Source organism: uncultured Chitinophaga sp., assembly GCF_902168175.1.
Classification (GTDB): domain Bacteria; phylum Bacteroidota; class Bacteroidia; order Chitinophagales; family Chitinophagaceae; genus Chitinophaga.
The window spans coordinates 176,608-193,355 of sequence record NZ_CABHOU010000108.1; the positions used below are offsets into that span (position 1 = coordinate 176,608).

Here is a 16,748-nt window from a genome sequence, read left to right on the forward strand (position 1 = left end):
GTTATTAAAGAGAGAAAATTAAATTACGAATCCTTTTGCACCATATCTGGCTCACAAACCTGGCTAACCCCTTGGTTCACAAGCTGATGGCTAAATTTACCGGCTATATGGTTTAAAATTATATCTTTGACGGCTTATTTAAAAAAGGACCAGTGCGCTTAAAAACACTAGAGATTAAAGGATTTAAAAGTTTTGCCGATAAAACGGTGTTACACTTCGATGAGGGTGTAACTGGCGTAATCGGGCCTAACGGCTGCGGCAAAAGTAATATCATCGACTCTATCCGCTGGGTGATAGGGGAACATAAGATCAGCAACCTGCGTTCGGAGAACCAGGCCGGGCTGGTGTTTAACGGTTCCCGTACCCGCTCCGCCAGTGGTATGGCGGAAGTGAGCCTTACCTTCGAAAATACCAAAAACGTACTTCCTACCGAGTTTACTACGGTAACTATTACACGTAAATTTTATAAGAACGGCGATAGCGAATACCGCCTTAACGATGTGGCCTGCCGCCTTAAAGACATCCACAACCTCTTTATGGACACCGGGGTAAGCACTGACTCCTACGCCATTATCGAGCTGGGCATGGTAGACGATATCATCAAGGATAAGGAGAACAGCCGCCGCCGCATGCTGGAGCAGGCCGCTGGTATCTCCATCTACAAAACCCGTAAAAAAGAAGCTAAATCCAAACTGGATGCCACCGAAGGTGACCTCAACCGTATCGAGGACCTGCTGTTTGAGATCAACAACAACTTAAAAACGCTCGAAAGCCAGGCCCGTAAGGCGGAACGCTTCTACGAAATCAAGAAGGAATACAAAGAGATCAGTATAGAACTGGCCAAAGCTGCCCTCGAAGGCTTTAACGTAACGTTTAAGGACCTTACCGACCAGCAGCAGGCGGAAATAGACAAGAAATCGGCCCTGGAAGCGGAAATAGCCACTGAAGAGGCGTCCGTGGAAGAGGACAAACTGCACTTTGTTGCCAAGGAACGCGAACTGCAGGTGTTGCAGCGCTCCTTCAACGAACTGGTATCTACCATCCGTACTAAAGAGAATGATAAGAACCTTGCCTCGCAGCAACTCACTTATCTGCGCGAGAGGGAAAAGAATCTCAGCGACTTCCTGAACAATGCGGAAAGTAACCTGCAGGGCTTAACAGAGTCTATCAGTTTTACCCAAAGGCAGGGCGAAGAAGAAGCCGAGGTGTTCGAATCAATGCAGGACGAACTGGAAACGCTCCAGGAAATGGTGGATGGCAAGAAGGAACAGTTCCATCAAAAGAAACAAAACCTCGAAAACCTGCGCCGCGACCAGCAACAATGGCAACGCCAGCAATTTGAAGCGGAAAAGAAAGTAGCGGTGGCCGATACATCTGTACAGAACCTGCAAAGGAGCATTCAACAGTTACAGGAAGAAAAGACGGCCCGCGAAACACAGATCCAGCAACTGAAAGAAGAGAAGGAAATTCTCCAGGATACCGTAGATACCCGCAAAGACGAACTGGAAGAAATGGTGCGTTTCCAGGAAGAAACGAAAGGCAAGATACTGGCCACCCAGGGCGATATTGAAGCACTGCGTGATAAACTGGTGGACGAAAACCGTAAACTGGACAGCCGCAAGAACGAATACGACCTGTTAAAATCGCTAGTGGATAGTCTCGAAGGTTATCCGGAGAGCATCAAGTTCCTGAAAAAGAATAACGAGTGGAATAACAAAGCACCCATCCTCAGTGATGTGTTTTTCTGTAAAGAAGAATACCGCACCTGCGTGGAGAACCTGTTGGAACCGTATCTCAACTATTACGTAGTAAACAATGCAGCAGAGGCCATACAGGCTATTCACCTGCTGGATGCTAATAAAAAGGGTAAAGCCAATTTCTTTATCCTCGATCAGTTCAATCACCAGGCGGGCGCGCTGTTTACGCCCCCAGGTACTATTTCCGCACTTGATGTGGTGGAGATAGATGAAAAATACAGGGGACTGGGTAACTACCTGCTCGCCAAAGTATTTATCTCGGAAGATGTTACTGCTATTGATTTTGACCAACTGCCTGAAAAGGATGTGCTGATCATTGAGAAAAGCGGCCGTATGCATCGTGGTAAATACAGCTTCAGCGGTGGATCGGTAGGTGCCTTCGAAGGTAAAAAACTGGGCCGTGCAAAGAACCTGGAAAAACTGGAAGCGGAAATCCGCGACCTGGAAAATACGGTGGGCGACCTTCGTGATGCCATCCAGGCGAAACATAATGAAGTGCTGGGTTACAACAGCCAGCTGAACGAGAATAATATTAATGCTGCCAAAGAGCGTATCAACCAGTTAAACAACCAGGTGTTCGGCCTCCAGAACAGGATCGAGAACTTTCATCACCTGATAGAAACCGGCGATAAACGCCTGGCGGAAATGCAGCAATCGCTGCAGGATAACCAGGACAGCATTTCTGATGTTCGTGATGAGCTGGATACACTCAACGACCGCGTACATGTTCTGCACGACAGCATCGTAGAAGCTGATCGCGCTGCTCAGGACGCAGAATCGCAGTTTAACCAGGCCAACGTGCAATTTAATAACCAGAACCTGCAGCATACCCGTCAGCAAAGCAAAGTGGCCGGCCTGGCGCAGGAACTGGAGTTCAAACGTAAACAACTGAGCGATCTGCATATTCAGATCACTAACAATAAAGCCCAGCTGGAAGACACGGTAGCTAACCTGTCGGCGGCTGAGGATAAACTGGGTACTGCGGAAGATGGCCTGCTTGACCTGTTCCGTAAGAAAGAAGAAGAAGAGAAAGAGCTGAACGAGAAAGACCAGGAATACTACAACTTCCGTAACGGACTCCAGGAAAGAGAAACCGCCCTGCGTGCCAAACAACGCAGCCGTGAGCAGATGGACCAGGCCCTCACCCTTATCAAAGACAAGGTGAATGAACTCAAACTGCAACTGGCCTCTATGAAAGAGCGCCTGAGCGTGGAGTTCAAAGTAAACCTGGATGAGATCCTTGACGAGGCCCGCAGCAGCACGCTGTCTGCCGACGAACTGCAGGGTAGTGCCGAGCGTTTGAAAAAACGTCTCGAAAATATGGGGGAGATCAACCCAACCGCCATTGAAGCCTACACCGAAATGCGCAAACGTTACGAGTTCATCCTCGAACAGAAAAACGACCTTGTAAGTGCGAAAGAATCACTCCTCGCCACAATACAGGAAGTAGAAACCACTGCCAACCAGAAGTTCCTCGATACCTTTAACCAGGTAAAAGAAAACTTCGTTCGCGTATTTAAGGCACTGTTTACTGAAGAAGACCAGTGTGATATGATCCTTAACGACCCGTCCAACCTGGCGGATACCGGTATCGAGATCATCGCCAAACCGAAAGGCAAACGCCCTGCCGCCATCACCCAGCTGTCTGGTGGTGAAAAAACACTCACCGCTACGGCACTATTGTTCGCTATTTACCTGATCAAACCTGCACCGTTCTGTATCCTCGATGAGGTGGACGCACCGCTGGATGACGCAAACGTTGGTAAATTCACGAACATGATCCGCAAATTCTCCGATAACTCTCAGTTCATCATTGTTACGCACAACAAGCAAACAATGGCCTCTGTAGACGTTATTTACGGTGTAACCATGCAGGAGCCCGGGGTGAGCAAGCTGGTGCCGGTGGATTTCAGAAGCCTGAACTAACCAGATTTTTACCGTTCCTCCCGTTTAATCGATTTTTAAGGAGATTGTTTTGAATTTCCTTTTATTTTAGCGCCAGACCGCACTTTAGATAACTAAAGGCGGTTTTTTGCAATCGATAGAATAAATGAAGTACAACAGCCAAATTCACGTATTACTGGCCGCCGCCTGTTTCCTCGTTACAGCCTGCAACCAGTCACCTGCTACCGACAATAAAAGAGCGGCCGACTCCCTGGCCGCCCGAAAGGAATTTGCGAATTCCCCGGTGGTATCCGCTGAGCAATCCCTGAAGCATTTACAGATCGAAAAGGGTTTTTCCATCGGCCTCGTCGCCTCCGAACCGCAGGTAATTGCACCCGTTGCCATGACCTTCGACGAACACGGACGCATGTGGGTGGTGGAAATGACGGGGTATATGCCCGATACTGTTGGCACAGGGGAAGATCTGAAAGATGGTAAGGTGGTGATCCTTGAAGATACCGACAAGGACGGACGCGTGGATAAACGTACCGTATTCCTGGACTCTCTTGTAATGCCCCGCGCCGTATGTCTTATTGAAAATGGCGTACTCATTGCCGAGCCGCCATACCTGTGGTTTGTAGAGCGCGACGGCGACAAGCCCGGCCGCAAAACCCTGGTAGACGCCGCGTATGCGCCGGATGGCAATGTAGAACATCAACCCAATGGTCTTTTACGCGCCATGGATAATTGGATTTATAATGCCAAATCGGACACACGTTACCGTAAAAAAGGTAACCAGTGGCTGATAGAGAAAACACATTTCCGCGGACAATGGGGCATCACGCAGGACAACTATGGCCGGCTGTACGTCAACAACAACTCTGTAAATCTCGAAGGGGATTTCTTTCCGCCCGGCTTCGGTGCTGCCAATGAAAACCAGCGAAGCGTTGCCGGTTATAAAGAACGCATTGTAAAAAATAACCGCGTATATCCTATCCGTGCTACACCGGGTGTAAACCGTGGTTACTCAAAAGGTACGCTCAGTGACAGCCTGCGCCTGGTGAACTTCACCGCCGCCTGCGGACCGATGATCTACCGTGGCGGCCTGTTTGGAAAGGACTATGACCAAAACGCCTTTGTTGCCGAGCCTTCTGCCAACCTTATTAAACGCAATATCCTGCACGATAGTGATTATGCGGTAGTAGGTAAACAGGCGTATGCCGATAGTGAGTTTGTGGCCAGTACAGATGAGCGCTTCCGCCCGGTAAACCTCTTCACCGGTCCCGATGGCGCTATGTATGTATTAGATATGTACCGCGGGATCATTCAGCATAAAACCTTCCTCACAGACTATCTGAAGAATGAAATACGTATGCGCAACCTTACGCTGCCGCTGAACTGTGGCCGTATTTACCGCATTGCACCGACGAATAAAACAGCTACAGTGCCCGATTTCAACGTTCCATCCGGTAGTTTGGTAGCGCTGTTAGATCATCCTAATGGCTGGGTGCGCGATAAGGCGCAACAGTTGCTGGTAGATAAACATCCGGCCGATGCTGTTCCATTATTGAAGGAACGACTGCTTAATACCTCGAAGCCAATTGGCCTCCTGCACGCGCTGTGGACGCTGGAAGGGATGAACGTGCTGAACTTCGATATCGTAAAACCTTTGTTACTACAGGGTGATGGTCAGCTTAAACTACAGGCAATGGCCACGCTGCCCTCGATACTAAATGCAGGCAACCAGGCAGCCATTATCGGCTTGTTGAAAACTTTTGACACCGATCCCCGCACTGCGCCTTTACTGGGCTATTTGCTGCCTTTCCTGCGTAAATATGATGCCCCGGCTGCGGATGCATTACTTACGCAGTTGAGCCGCCTGTACGCCAACAACCGTTTCGTGGCCGATGCGGTCATCAGCGCTTCGCAGAACCATGAAAAGGAACTCCTGCAAGATATCCGCGCCTGGAACCCGGATACGGCACTGGTCATCAATAAGCGTTTGCAGAAAGTGATGCGCGATATTGAAGAAAGTAAGAACGCTAAACTGAGTGACGCGGTATTGAACGACTATCCGCGCGGTTATAAAATATTCACAACCGTTTGCCAAACCTGCCATGGCCCGGATGGTAACGGTATACAATCGCTGGCGCCGCCGTTAAACGAATCGCAATGGGTTACCGGCGAAAGGCAAAGGCTGATCGCCATCGTATTGCATGGCTTAACCGGCCCTGTGGAAGTAAATGGGAAGCTCTATAAGGCGCCTGAATATGGTGGCGATATGCCCGGTATTGGTAATAATGACGAGTTCTCCGATGCAGACATTGCGCAGCTACTCAGCTTTATCAGAAACGCCTGGAGCAATAACGCGGAGAAGATAACCGCGAAAGATATCCAGGATGTGCGTAAACGTTTAAAAGGCAGGCAAAAGGCCTTCACCATTGAAGAAATTCTAAAATTGTGAAAATATATATGGAAAAGGAGGAGGAGTGCATCTTCCTCCTAAATTCCTGGTATATGAAGAAACTAATTTTGTCTTGTATGGCGCTTAGTTTTGCAGGCATCGTTGCCGCGCAAGAGAAGAAGGCCGAGCAGGTGAAGTTCACACCACCTGTGATAAAAAAGGATACGGAGCCGGTTAAATTTAAACCGCCTGTTATTAAAAAAGACGAGGAGAGGCCTGTGCCGCCACCACCTCCACCCAAAATGAAAAAGGCACCATCTCCGGCCGTGTCCGGGTCGCCTAAAGCGCCGCCGCCACCACCGAAAGTGGAGAAGGTGAAGTTTGCACCTCCTAAAATAAAGGAAACGCCACCTCCGCCTCCGCCAGCTCCTCCTAAAGTAAAAGAAGTTCCTCCTCCTCCGCCACCAGTACCACCAGCAAAAAAAGATTAATCAGATAAATAAAAAAAAGGTTGCTCAGTTTTGAGTAACCTCTTTTTTATTGGGATACATGGCAGTTACTTACTGGTTGTAAAAGCTATCTTATCGCCAAATACGATCTTGTGTTTATCAATAAATCCGGCATTCACTTCTACCACGTACATCGCGTCTTTATAAGATGGCAAACTTTCTTCAGAAAGGGGCGTAGCGTACTTCTGCACTGATACAATTTCCTTATCAGCATTTACATATACGATGTCAAGCGAGATGTAGGTGTTCTTCATATAAAATGATTGTTGTCCGGCTTCGGGGAAGATGAACAACATGCCCTGCGATTCATCCATGGACTTGCGGTACATTAAACCGGTAGCCCGTTGTTCATTGGTGGTGGCCAGTTCTACGTCTATGCTACGTATCGTATCGCCGGTGGCTTTACTAATGAAGGATAACTCGCCTTGTTTGTTAAATGCGGGCGCACTTGCCGTAGTGGTTTCGGTACTGGTGTTAGCGGGTGCTTTCCTGTCGCCGCATGCTGCTGCGTTTACTACCAGGGCAATGCCCAGCAGGATTTTCTGTATAATGGCCATAATCACTATTTTTCTGCACCTTAAGATAAGAAAAGCTGGTAAACAAAAAGGCCTGCATCGCGCAGGCCTTTCTGATATCTAGTTTTTGGATAAGATTTCCGTATCGGTAAATTCTACATCCGTATAATCTTTGATCTCATTGTACACGGTATCTCTTTCTACCGGCCTTCTGCCTGCCTGGCGAATTAGTAACGCCAGTTGCGCGGTGTTCATCGAAGGTGTTTGTTCTTCTGAACCGGCCATAGAATAGATTTTCGTAGTATCGTCAATGGTGCCGTCCAGGTCGTTAACGCCGAAAGACAGGGTGAGCTGGGCGCTGTTCCTTCCCAGCATCGGCCAATAGGCTTTCAGGTGGGGGATGTTATCCATGTAAAGACGGGCGATAGCATACAAACGAAGGTCTTCTATTACAGAAGATTCGGGGATGTGCGCCATATCATTGTCCTTATTGCGGAACTTCAGCGGAATAAAAGTATTAAAGCCGTGTGTTTCATCCTGGAGGTTACGCAAACGCTCCATATGATCTACACGGTGCCAGAATTTTTCTACATGGCCATACAACATAGTACAGTTGCTATGCATACCCAGGGCATGGGCCGTACGGTGAATTTTCAGCCAGCCTTCTGCATCTACCTTATCATGGCAAATCTCGGAACGTACATCGGGATGAAAGATTTCGGCCCCACCGCCTGGCATAGATTGCAGGCCGGCATCATGCAGTTTTTTCATGCCTTCTTCTACCGTCAGTTTGGCTTTGCGGAACATGTAGTCCAGCTCAACCGGTGTAAAGGCTTTAATATGAAGGTCCGGGCGATGTGTGCGGATGCGTTGTAACAGTTCGCAGAAGAAGTCGAGGTCCATTTTAGGATGTACGCCACCTACGATATGTACTTCTGTAACCGGCTGGTTGTCGTATTTCTGCACGATGTGCATCATCTGGTCTACGCTCAGTTCCCAGCCATCTTCGCGGTTTTTGTACAGTTTTGAGTAAGAACAGAATTTGCAGGTAAACACGCAAACGTTCGTGGGCTCTATATGGAAGTTCCTGTTAAAATAAGTTTTATCGCCATGCATCCTCTCCCTCACGTGGTTGGCCAATGCGCCTACGAACCCCAGTTCTCCCTTCTCAAACAGTATTATGCCTTCTTCCTGTGTCAGTCTTTCCTGTGCTAATACCTTATCTGCAATCTGTTTTAACCTTTTATCGAGCGATGCTTCCTGGAGAATAGTTGGCAGGGCAGGATACGTTTCTTTCGTCATCATTGTGCTTTCACTATTTTAAAAGTCCTTACCTTGTTCTTATAGAATAACTTCACAAAGTAAACACCATTTGGCTCATTTACCAAATCAAAAGTGATGCGGTTGTTCACCAGCGCGGTTTGCCTCATACTGCGCACCAGCCTGCCCGAAACGTTATATACACCTACACTTTCGAGCTCGTCCGGGTACTCCAGGAACTCTACATAAAGCATTGAAGAAAAAGGGTTTGGACGTATCAGTACGCCCTTTTCCACCAGGTTAGGGTTTACGCTGCGGGTGATCAGGTTAATATTATCTAGATAGATGTTGTTTTCATAGTTGGTGGTGTTGCGGAAGGCCACGCGGAACTTCGAATTACGCACAAAGGGCGTAAGGTCTACGCTGTCGCGCCGCCACTCACTGGCCGTAGGTATGAACTCTGCGGGGGTGGGCACAGTACGCGTCACCAGCGTTTTACCCCATCTTTTATACCCGGTAGGGATGAAGGTTTGTCCGCAGTCCATCGTCACCAGTACTTCCAGGGTATCCCATACATTGCCTGTTTCGCTGGCCGCTGTTTGGGCCGCGGCTGCCAGGTCAAAGAACACGAACAGGGAGTCCCCCGCACTTCCGTCAAACACGGGCGACAGGAGATCGTCTACCGGGCCGTTGGAGGCATAACCCAGGTTACGCATCACTACTGAACTGGTGCCTGATCTGGCCGCTTCTGTGGTTAATTCCCAGGTGAAGCTGTTGTCGGCGTTGTTACGGCTCCAGCCATATGGCGGGAACACGCCGCTTTCAAAACCTTCTGTATAAGGGAAAGTACCTTCATTATCATAATTAAAGCTGGCCCTGGCCGTATCGTTGGTCTGGTCCTGGTCGGCGGCGCCGTTGGGCAGGGTAGAGTAGGCGGAAATAACGTGCTGACCCTCGGAGGCGGTGAAGTTGGCTAACTGCACCGTGGTGCCTTGTAACGACGCCAGTGACCCCGTCCAGGTGTAACTTACTTCCTGCCCGTTATCTATTTTATACCTGATAATGGTGGAGGTGAGAACATTGGTACCCTTGTTTTTCAATTGGACCATCGGTGTTTGACCGGTCACGCATATTTTACCGTTGGGGGAGCTTACTACTTCCACGGCGGCGTCCAGCGCTTTCTGGTTTACCGGGCTGCATCCATTGGAGCTGAGCAGCGACGAGCGGGAGGAGGAGGCCAGCGCATTCTGCATGCGCACGGCCTGGCCTGCGGTAAACAGGCTCATACAGGCATCGTCGGTATAGTCCATGAAGTTCATGAACATTTTACCCGGCGCTGCCGGCGAGCATTGGTCGGTGGTAGGGAACGAGGGACAATTGTAAGTATTGCCGGCCTGGTTAGGCGTATCGTCTACATAATCGCTGCCTGCACAACCGTTATCATCACCCCAGATATGGATAAGACCAAAGTAGTGGCCTATTTCATGCGTACAGGTGCGGCCTTTGTTAAAGGGCGAACGGGCAGAACCACTGGAGCCAAATGCGGTACTGGTTACCACAATGCCTTCTTCTGCTGCCGGAAACACGTTGCCGGGCGGAGTAGCCACGCCTATATAGCTGTCGTTCAGCACACAAACCCATATGTTCAGGTAACGCCTGTAATCCCATGCATCATCGCCACCGGTAGCGTTGTACTTCACGTCCTGCGCACTGTTGCCTGCCCCGGGCACGTCGAAGCCTGTCCTGCTGGTTACTTTGCGTATAATGCCGGTGCTGGGATCGCCATTGGGCGTGCGCTGAGCCAGACAAAACTGTATTTGTGCATCGCCGATAATGGGTTGCCATACATTGGGCACATTTGCGATGTCGGTATTACTGGCGGAGAAGTCGGCATTCAGCATTTGCAGTTGCTCATATACCTGCGCATCGGTTACCAGCGAGGGGTTTTGCATAACGATGTGTACTACCACGGGAACAGTAACGGTGGCGGCAGTTTTAGCGAACTGCAGGGGGCGTACACGCTGTAATTCCTGCTCTGTAACTTGCATGCGCAACTGCAATTTTGGATTGGCCTGTATTTTTTGTTGTAATACTTCGGCAGTACCGCATTTTCGTTGTGCAGTTGCAGGTAGCCAGAAAAAGGTGCTCAACAGGAGCAGAAAGGTCGCGGTACGCAAAGGGAACAGTTTTTTGTCGATCTATGGTTATATCCGTTGCGGGCAGCGGTTGTTCCCCCTGCCCGGTATTCGTTTTTTAAGTAAGCGCACCTGCAATACAACCGCACATCAGGCACGCAATGGTCCCGCCTATCAGGGCTCTTATACCCAATTCCGTAAGGTTTTTACGCTGGTTGGGCGCCAGTTGACTAATCCCCCCGATCTGGATGCCTATGGAGGCAAAGTTAGCAAATCCGCAAAGGGCATAGGTGGATATCAGGATGGACTTCGGATTAACGAGTATTCCCGCCTGTGTCATATCTGCCAGGTGACCATAAGCCACAAATTCGTTCAGGATCGTCTTTTCGCCCAGCAATTGCCCCACGGATGTTATGTCGGGCGTAGGCACACCTATGAGCCATGCCACGGGCGAGAATATATAACCCAGCATAAACTGCAGGCTTAACTCTTTATACCTTCCCCCGGTAAGTACGTCAATTTGAGGATTAAGGTTGGTTATACCACCTCCCCAGGCCAGCATTTCGTTTACTACCCACATCATGGCGGTAAATACGATTAGCATGGCGGCCACGTTTACGGCCAGTTTCAAACCATCGGTGGTACCCATCGACAAAGCATCGAGGAAGTTATCGCCCAGTTTCTCCCGTGGTACTTTCAGGTCCTTGGATATTTCGAACCCTGTTGGCTGGGGGAATAGTATTTTAGAACACACGATAGCTGCCGGCGCACTCATGATACTCTGACTAAGCATGTGCAGGGCGAACATCTGCTTCTGCGAAGGGTCGGAACCACCTAACATTTCTACATAAGCCGCCATAACACTGCCTGCGGTATTGGCCATGCCGCCGATCATGATACATAGTATTTCCGACCGGGTCATTTTGTCGAGGTAAGGCCTGATCATCAAAGGCGCTTCTGTTTGGCCTAAAAAGATGTTAGCTGCTGTGGATACGCTTTCCGCACCGGAGATGTTCAGCTTATTTAACAGGTAGGCAAATACAAAAACTATCTTCTGTAAAATACCCAGGTAGTATAATATAGAGGATAACGCTGCGAAGAAGATAATGTTTGGTAACACCTGTACTGCAAACACATAGGCCCACGAGCCGGATGGATCTGCCAGGCGGCCAAACATAAACTCTGTTCCTTTATGACTCAGGTTAATGAGGCTTACAAAGGCGTTGGAGCAGGAGGAAAGAATGTTGCGGAACACCTCGGGCGGGCACCATTTCATGTAAACGCTAAGCGTTAACAGTACCAGCGCTCCCAGGATCGACCATTTTAATGTTTCGGTGCTTCTTTTACTCAGCAGCCAGATGAAATAACATACAGGTACAAGAGCTATGATAAAGGCTATCGGGGGATTGGGATAAGCGCCGGAGCGGATAATACCGGCAAAAAAGGCTGCCAGCCAGCCTATGGCGAGTAAAATACTGATGGCGTCGGGTTTGTAGCCTGTACCTCGTTTTTTTATCACCCGGTTGATAATAACATAGAGCAGTATAATACCGAATGCCAGCCAGAATGCGGGCTGACCCGCCACCGTAACGTGTAAAACACCCATCGCGAACATCACCTGGGCAAAAATGCCCATCCCTATCAATTTCCAGTTAATGGCGCCCCGGTTATTACTCAGCAAATAACAAACCCCTATAAGAAACAACATCCCAATTCCACCACGCAACAGGTTATCCCAGTGAAACGTCATTCGGCTCTAGATTTAGATTTTAACAAATAAAACGGAAAATAAGCTTTTCGGCAATAATTATCGATCAATGTGCAATATTTAAGGGTAAAATACAGTCACCGGGAGATGCATTTGCCATGTATTTGTATAAATCACTTTTTTTGTTGATGGATTGCCTGTGGCTGGTATCACCTATCCACATAAAAAAAGCGCCCCGTAGTTACGGAGCGCCTTGTATAGGAAAATTCGTTTATTAAAGGTTGGACTGAATTTTCTTATCCAGTACTGATTTCGGAACAGCACCTACTTGTTTGTCTACTACCTGGCCGTTCTTAATGAACAGGATAGCCGGGATGCTCGTAATACCGTAGTCTACAGAAACCTGTGGATTCTGGTCCACGTTTACTTTACCTACGTTTACTTTACCCGCGTAATCTTTAGCCAACTCCTCGATAACCGGACCTATCGCGCGACAAGGACCACACCATTCAGCCCAAAAGTCTACTACTGTGAGTTTGTCCGAATCCAGCACCGTTGTTTGGAAGTTCGCGTCTGTGAATTCTAAAGCCATTGTGTATGAATTTAAAAGTTTATAATTATTGATTTTCAGCGCATTTTCACAATTTCAATCATTACGTTATAACGCTGCAAATATTAAACCGGCGTAAAATTAATGTTTTTTTGACAGGTTACTTATTGATAGTGTCTATATACACATCAATATCCGGTTGTTTTTGCAGGTAATGTGCCAGATCGTCATTCATTTCGAGGTGTTTGTTCACGGTGTGCATGCGAATACTCATATCGGCGTCGCGGTCGATGAGCTGTACATACAGTTCGGCCTTACCCGGATTTTTAGCCGCATTGTCCATCAGGAAGTCAACCATCTCACGGGTAAGGAACTTCGGCATGGTAACAAGGGCTATCTGCCGGGTGTGCGTTTTTTTCACTTCCTGTAGCAACTGGATGCTCTGTACCTTAAACTCGTACTCGTTTTCGTTGAAACGGCGGGGTTTAAACGCGGCATTTACGAACAAACAGATACCGGCTTTCATATAGTTGATAAACCGCAGGTAATCTTCGCTCCATAAAGCAAATTCGAACTTGCCGGTATAATCTTCCATCACCATTACGCCAAACTGTTTGTTGTTACGCGAAATCCGCTCCATGGCAGAGGTAACATAGATGGCCAGGCGGAACGAACGTTCCATCCCCTTTTTATTATCACCGGGTGCCTGTAGTATTTGCTGGTAATCCAGCACTTCCTGGATCGTATTCATATTATAATACTTCAGCTCAAAACGGTAATCGTCCAGCGGGTGTCCGGATATATAGATGCCTGTAATATCGCGTTCGTTGTTCAGTTTAATGGTTAACGGCCATTGGTCGCAGGGCGGTATTTTAGGCGGTACAATGTCGGGCATTTCTACCTCGCCGAACAAACTGCCCATTCCACTGGTACCGGCCGAAGCCTGCTGACCGAACTTCACGATCTTTTCCAACCCGGTACTGTTATCGCCATCTCCTTTATGGAAATATTGGGCACGGTGCAGTTCCGGGAAACAATCGAAGGCACCGGCCATACACATGGCCTCCAGCGATTTTTTGTTTACTGCGCGTTGGTTCACCCGTTTGATCATATCAAAAACAGAGGTGTAGTTGCCTCCCTTATCACGTTCTTCCAGCAGGTTCTCGATGGCTGCTTCGCCCACACCTTTTAAGCCCGCCAAACCAAAACGTACCTGGCCCTGTTTGTTCACCGCAAAACCTTTGAACGATTCGTTCACGTCCGGCGGCAGTACGTCGATGCCCATGCGTTTACACTCCTCCATAAAGAAGGTGATCTTTTCAATGTTGCTGGCGTTATTCAGTACCGATGCCATGTACTCGGCAGGGTAGTGAGCTTTCAGGTAAGCCGTTTGGTAAGCCACAAAGGCATAACAGGTGGAGTGCGATTTGTTGAAAGCGTAGGATGCAAATGCCTCCCAGTCGGTCCAGATCTTATCACATATCTTAAGGTCATGGCCATTGGTTTTACAACCGTCCATGAACTGTTTCTTCATTTTATCCAGTACTGCCTTCTGCTTTTTACCCATCGCCTTACGCAGTACGTCCGCATCACCTTTGGAGAAGTTAGCCAGCTTCTGGCTCAGTAGCATTACCTGTTCCTGGTAAACCGAGATACCGTAAGTATCCCGCATGTATTCCTCCATTTCCGGCAGGTCGTACACCGTTTCTTCCAAACCGTGTTTACGGCGGATAAACAAGGGGATGTACTCCAGCGGGCCCGGACGGTACAAGGCGTTCATCGCAATGAGGTCATCGAACCTGTCCGGACGAAGTTCACGGAGGTACTTCTGCATGCCGGGACTTTCAAACTGGAACGTACCGTTGGTTTCGCCTTTCTGGTACAGTTCATAAGTTTTGTCATCGTCCAGCGGAATATCGTCAATACTTATTTCGATGCCGTGGTTCTGCTTAATCAGCGCAAGCGCACCTTTGATAATGGTAAGGGTTTTCAGACCCAGAAAGTCCATCTTGATTACACCGGCCGATTCAATAATACTACCCTCGAACTGTGTTACCAGCAGGTCCGAATCCTTGGCAGTAGAAACCGGAATAAGGTCCGAAAGGTCGGTGGGGGCGATGATGATACCTGCTGCGTGGATGCCCGTGTTACGAACAGAGCCTTCCAATATACAGGCTTCTCTCAGTACCTCGCCTTGCAGGTCTTCGCCTTTAATGAGTTCGCGGAGTTTTTTTACGTTCTCGATGTCTTCGCCCATCAGGCCTTCTTTGTCGGCCAGACTTTTATCACCTTCCAGCGGCGCATTAAATATCCTGTCGAGCTGTATGCCTGGTTTATCAGGCACCAGTTTGGCCAGCCCATTCGAGTCCTGCAGGGGGAGATCGAGTACACGGGCAACGTCTTTTATACTCATTTTGGCTGCCATGGTACCGTAGGTGATGATTTGCGCTACCTGGTTTTTGCCGTATTTGTCAACTACATAATCAATTACTTTCTGACGGCCTTCATCATCGAAGTCCGTATCAATATCCGGCATGCTCTTACGTTCCGGGTTAAGGAACCTTTCGAACAGCAGGTTATACTTAATCGGGTCGATATTAGTAATACCGACACAGTAGGCCACCGCCGATCCCGCGGCCGATCCACGTCCCGGGCCAATAAATACGCCTAAGTCGCGCCCCGCTTTGATAAAATCAGATACGATCAGGAAGTAACCGGCGAAACCCATGTTCTCGATCACGTTCAGTTCGAAGTTCAGGCGTTCCTCAATTTCGGCCGTCATTTCCTGGTAGCGCTGATGGGCGCCTTCCATGGTAAGGTGGCGCAGGTATTGGTCCTGGGTAAAGAATTGGGGTGGGATGGGGAAGTTCGGCAGCAGGATGTCTCTTTTCAGGTCCAACAGCTCCACTTTATCTACGATTTCGTTGGTATTGTCGATAGCGGCCGGGATGTCCGAGAACAGTTTCGTCATTTCCGCCGTGGATTTGAAATAGAACTGGTCGTTGTAGAAAGCGAAACGCCTGTTCTTCATCACCGTATCATCGTCAAAATCCTTCATGGTCGGCGTACTTTTCTTTTCGCCCGTGTTAATACACAAGAGGATGTCGTGTGCATTGGCATCTTCCTGGTCTACGTAGTGAGAGTCGTTGGAGGCAATGATTTTCACATTGTACTTCTCCGCCCAGCGGGCCAGGCAAACATTCACTTTATCCTGCTCAGGGATGCCATGGCGTTGCATTTCTACATAGAAGTCCTCGCCAAAAATATCCAGCCACCATCTAAATTCCTTTTCCCCTTCATCTTCTCCTTTTTTAAGGATCGTTTTAGGTACCGATGCGCCGAGGCAGCAGGTGGTGGCGATAAGGCCTTTATGGTATTGGAGGATGAGTTCTTTATCGATACGGGGGTATTTGCCGTACAGGCCTTCCATGTACCCGAGTGAACAAAGTTTGATGAGGTTGCGGTATCCTTCATCGTTTTTGGCCAGCAGTACCTGGTGGTACCGAATGTCTTTTTCCTCCCTCGTAAAAGCGCGTTTGTGGCGATTTTCTACGAGATAAAACTCACAACCCACTACAGGCTTAACTTTCAGTCGTTTGTCTTTCGGATCTTCCGGGTTCAGCTTATTATTATAAGCCTCTGCAACGAACGAGAACGCTCCAAACATGTTGCCATGGTCGGTGATGGCCAGCGCGGGCATGCCGTCGGCTATCGACTTTTTGTACAACTGTTTGATATCCGCGGCGCCATCCAGCAGCGAATATTGCGTGTGCACGTGCAGGTGAGAAAATTTCATATAATGTCTAATTAGGTTTTAACGGCATGGGGTCCGTTTTCGGTATAATTGCAACCAGCAAAAAAACAACAGTTAAGGCAGATAGCAAAATCATGAGCTTCCTACTTTTCCACAAACCACGCACTGTTTTAAAAGGTTATTTGTTTAGCTATCAATCAGTTATTTAGAGATATTAATTGCTGAAGATGTGAGTTACTGCCTTTGGCGGAAGTTTATCGTTAGGGAGGAAG

General features: G+C 48.5%; 9 protein-coding genes. 3 read left to right on the forward strand and 6 right to left on the reverse strand.

Going from position 1 to position 16,748, the window contains the following annotated elements:
• Positions 1 to 152: 152 nt before the first annotated feature.
• The 3 genes from smc (at position 153) to QZT80_RS26530 (ending at position 6,536) form a co-directional block, all read left to right on the forward strand.
• Positions 153 to 3,683: a chromosome segregation protein SMC gene (gene smc, locus QZT80_RS26520; RefSeq protein ID WP_295129393.1), complete on the forward strand. Its 3,531-nt coding sequence runs from the start codon at positions 153 to 155 to the stop codon at positions 3,681 to 3,683.
• Positions 3,684 to 3,807: 124 nt separating this feature from the next.
• Positions 3,808 to 6,105: a c-type cytochrome gene (locus QZT80_RS26525; protein ID WP_295129395.1), complete on the forward strand. Its 2,298-nt coding sequence runs from the start codon at positions 3,808 to 3,810 to the stop codon at positions 6,103 to 6,105.
• Between the two features lie 53 nt (positions 6,106 to 6,158).
• Positions 6,159 to 6,536: a hypothetical protein gene (locus tag QZT80_RS26530; protein ID WP_295129397.1), complete on the forward strand. Its 378-nt coding sequence runs from the start codon at positions 6,159 to 6,161 to the stop codon at positions 6,534 to 6,536.
• Positions 6,537 to 6,601: 65 nt separating this feature from the next.
• On the opposite strand, the gene QZT80_RS26535 is transcribed toward QZT80_RS26530, so the two are convergent.
• The 6 genes from QZT80_RS26535 to dnaE all read right to left on the reverse strand — a co-directional run bounded on the left by QZT80_RS26535 (position 6,602) and on the right by dnaE (position 16,518).
• The gene (locus QZT80_RS26535; RefSeq protein ID WP_295129399.1) at positions 6,602 to 7,111 is read right to left on the reverse strand and encodes a DUF192 domain-containing protein; all 510 of its coding nucleotides are present in this window, start codon (positions 7,109 to 7,111) and stop codon (positions 6,602 to 6,604) included.
• 78 nt (positions 7,112 to 7,189) lie between these two features.
• A complete protein-coding gene (mqnE, locus tag QZT80_RS26540; RefSeq protein WP_295129401.1) occupies positions 7,190 to 8,374 on the reverse strand; it encodes an aminofutalosine synthase MqnE in 1,185 nt (394 codons plus the stop codon).
• Positions 8,371 to 10,377: a M43 family zinc metalloprotease gene (locus QZT80_RS26545; RefSeq protein WP_295129403.1), complete on the reverse strand. Its 2,007-nt coding sequence runs from the start codon at positions 10,375 to 10,377 to the stop codon at positions 8,371 to 8,373. The genes mqnE and QZT80_RS26545 overlap by 4 nt, the downstream gene beginning before the upstream one ends.
• 205 nt (positions 10,378 to 10,582) lie before the next feature.
• The gene (locus tag QZT80_RS26550; RefSeq protein ID WP_295129405.1) at positions 10,583 to 12,214 is read right to left on the reverse strand and encodes a nucleoside transporter C-terminal domain-containing protein; all 1,632 of its coding nucleotides are present in this window, start codon (positions 12,212 to 12,214) and stop codon (positions 10,583 to 10,585) included.
• Positions 12,215 to 12,446: 232 nt separating this feature from the next.
• The gene (trxA, locus tag QZT80_RS26555) at positions 12,447 to 12,764 is read right to left on the reverse strand and encodes a thioredoxin (RefSeq protein WP_295129407.1); all 318 of its coding nucleotides are present in this window, start codon (positions 12,762 to 12,764) and stop codon (positions 12,447 to 12,449) included.
• A gap of 118 nt (positions 12,765 to 12,882) precedes the next feature.
• Positions 12,883 to 16,518, reverse strand: a complete 3,636-nt coding sequence (dnaE, locus tag QZT80_RS26560) for a DNA polymerase III subunit alpha (protein WP_295129409.1) — start codon at positions 16,516 to 16,518, stop codon at positions 12,883 to 12,885.
• Positions 16,519 to 16,748: the final 230 nt, after the last annotated feature.

What these genes read in the sequence shown, in the direction of transcription:
- QZT80_RS26535 (WP_295129399.1), bottom strand. Translation starts at nt 7,111, where the DNA reads ATGGCCATTATACAGAAAATCCTGCTGGGCATTGCCCTGGTAGTAAAC.
- QZT80_RS26545 (WP_295129403.1), bottom strand. Translation starts at nt 10,377, where the DNA reads ATGCAAGTTACAGAGCAGGAATTACAGCGTGTACGCCCCCTGCAGTTC.
- QZT80_RS26525 (WP_295129395.1), top strand. Translation starts at nt 3,808, where the DNA reads ATGAAGTACAACAGCCAAATTCACGTATTACTGGCCGCCGCCTGTTTC.
- mqnE (WP_295129401.1), bottom strand. Translation starts at nt 8,374, where the DNA reads ATGATGACGAAAGAAACGTATCCTGCCCTGCCAACTATTCTCCAGGAA.
- QZT80_RS26530 (WP_295129397.1), top strand. Translation starts at nt 6,159, where the DNA reads ATGAAGAAACTAATTTTGTCTTGTATGGCGCTTAGTTTTGCAGGCATC.
- QZT80_RS26550 (WP_295129405.1), bottom strand. Translation starts at nt 12,214, where the DNA reads ATGACGTTTCACTGGGATAACCTGTTGCGTGGTGGAATTGGGATGTTG.
- dnaE (WP_295129409.1), bottom strand. Translation starts at nt 16,518, where the DNA reads ATGAAATTTTCTCACCTGCACGTGCACACGCAATATTCGCTGCTGGAT.
- trxA (WP_295129407.1), bottom strand. Translation starts at nt 12,764, where the DNA reads ATGGCTTTAGAATTCACAGACGCGAACTTCCAAACAACGGTGCTGGAT.